We start from the raw sequence: 1,758 nt of genomic DNA, 5'->3' as shown, positions 1-1,758 counted from the left end.
CCTCCTTCACGTTGTTGAACAGGAACGGGTAGTCGAAGACCGCCATCTCCTTGACGTTGCCCGCGAGCAGGCTGGCGTTCATCACGTTCATCTCGACCGTGCCGCCCTGCATGGCCGACACCACCTGCGCGTCCGGGCCCAGCGTGCCGCCGGGGAAGGGTTTGACGGTCAGCTTGCCGCCGCTCTTCTGGGCGACGAGCTCGGCGAACTTCTCCACGCCCATCACCTGCGGATGGCCCTTGTTGCTGGCCGCGGGGAACTTGATGGTGCGGGCCTGGATGTCGGCGGCCTGGGCCGGGACGGCGAGCAGCGAGGCGGCGGCGAGAGCGGCGGCCAGCAAATTGCGACGCATAGTCATGGTGTTGTCTCCTATAGGGAACGTGAAAGTTGCGGGCATTCAGGCCGCATGGATCAGCGTACGCACGCTGGAAAGATCGGCCCGCACGGCGCTCGCCACCTCGCTGAAGCCGAAGAAGTCAAGGTAGTCGGGCACCTGCTGCACCAGCATCTCGAAGCCCGGGTGGGCCTTGATGCCGCGCGCGGCACAGGCGCGCAGCAACGGCGTGCCTTGCGGCTTCATCAGGATGTCCACCACGGTGGCGTCAGCCTCCAGTCGGACTGGGTCGAAGGGCAGCGGATCGTCCGCGTGCAGTCCCAGCGGCGTGGCGTTGACGACGAGGTCAAATTCCGCCGGTTCGTTTCCAGTAGCGGCCACCCGGGTGCCCGAATCCTGCGCCATCAGCAGCCGCGCGAGCTGCGCCGCCCGGTCGCCGAGATCGTTGAGGGCCAGCAGTTCCAAGCCTTCATCGAGCAGTGCGGCGGCGATGGCGGCTCCAGCGCCGCCAGTACCCACGAGCAGCACTCGCCGGCCGCGCGGCTCGAAGCCGAAGTGGCGCAGCGCCTTGGTGAATCCGCGCCCGTCGAACAGCGCGCCTTCCAGGCCGCCGTCGGCGTTGCGGCGCACGGCATTGACGGCCTGCGCCAGCTCGGCATGGCGGTCCCAGCGCTGCAGCGGGGGCATCACCAACGGCTTGTGCGGGATCGTCAGCCACAGCCCGTCAATGTTCCCGGCCGACAGCACGGCACGGCAGAAGGCCGGCAGGTCAGCACGGGACACCTGCGCGGGCATCAACACCGCGTCAATGCCATAGCGCTCGAAGATCGGGTTGAACAGCTGCGGCGCTTGTACCTGCGACACCGGGTCGCCTAGCACCATGAACACGCGCGTCGTTCCCGAAATATTCATGGGCACAAAACCCTCAAACTACTTGCGCCACCCCGGCGCGATGGGGCGCACTGTAGGTATTTGAGAGCCCTTGTAGTGCAATCGAGCCATTCGTTTCCACCGATAATCGGACAAGCTTGTCCGATCTTTGGTTAAATTTCTCGTAATCCCTGATGCCTATTGAGCCGGCAGTAATGTTCTTGAAATCTTGACGCGTCATGATTCCGCTGTGATGAAGGCAACGGACATGAGATCACTGTCGCGCGAAGCGCGGCACGAGAGGCGCGCGCAGGTGATCCGGCTGCGCGAGGCTGAGCACACTTACGACGAGATCGCAGCGCTCACGGGGCTGAGCCGCACGGGTGTGTTCGATATCTGCAAGCGCCACGCGGCCAAGAGTGCGCAGGGACTGCACGACGCCGCGGGAGGCCGCAAGGTCGGCGAGCACCGCCGGCTCGACGCCAGCCAGGAAGGCGAGGTGCAGCGCCTGATTGCCGACAGGACGCCGGACCAGTTGAAGATGGTCTACGCGC

The 1,758-nt window shown here is 65.4% G+C and carries 3 protein-coding genes; 1 reads left to right on the top strand and 2 read right to left on the bottom strand.

Features of this window, described 5'->3' with window-relative positions; genetic code table 11:
* Positions 1-358 (bottom strand): TRAP transporter substrate-binding protein DctP (gene dctP / locus ALA01S_RS30925; RefSeq protein WP_169806059.1); only part of this gene is annotated, 358 nt, incomplete at its 3' end.
* A gap of 39 nt (positions 359-397) precedes the next feature.
* Positions 398-1,246 carry a shikimate dehydrogenase family protein gene (locus tag ALA01S_RS30920; protein WP_066343594.1) on the bottom strand — a complete coding sequence of 283 codons (849 nt, stop codon included), beginning with the start codon at positions 1,244-1,246 and terminating at the stop codon, positions 398-400.
* Positions 1,247-1,457: 211 nt separating this feature from the next.
* Between ALA01S_RS30920 and ALA01S_RS30915 the strand changes: the two genes are divergently transcribed.
* Positions 1,458-1,758: helix-turn-helix domain-containing protein (locus tag ALA01S_RS30915; RefSeq protein WP_157119437.1), on the top strand; the 301-nt coding region annotated here is incomplete at its 3' end.

Source organism: Azohydromonas lata NBRC 102462, assembly GCF_001571085.1.
GTDB classification, from domain to species: Bacteria; Pseudomonadota; Gammaproteobacteria; order Burkholderiales; family Burkholderiaceae_C; genus Azohydromonas; species Azohydromonas lata.
The sequence above is the reverse complement of the archived record's forward strand: the minus strand, read 5'-3'. Positions and strand labels throughout refer to the sequence as shown.

Coding starts and splice junctions, on each gene's coding strand:
- ALA01S_RS30920 (WP_066343594.1), bottom strand. CDS start 1,246: ATGAATATTTCGGGAACGACGCGCGTGTTCATGGTGCTAGGCGACCCG.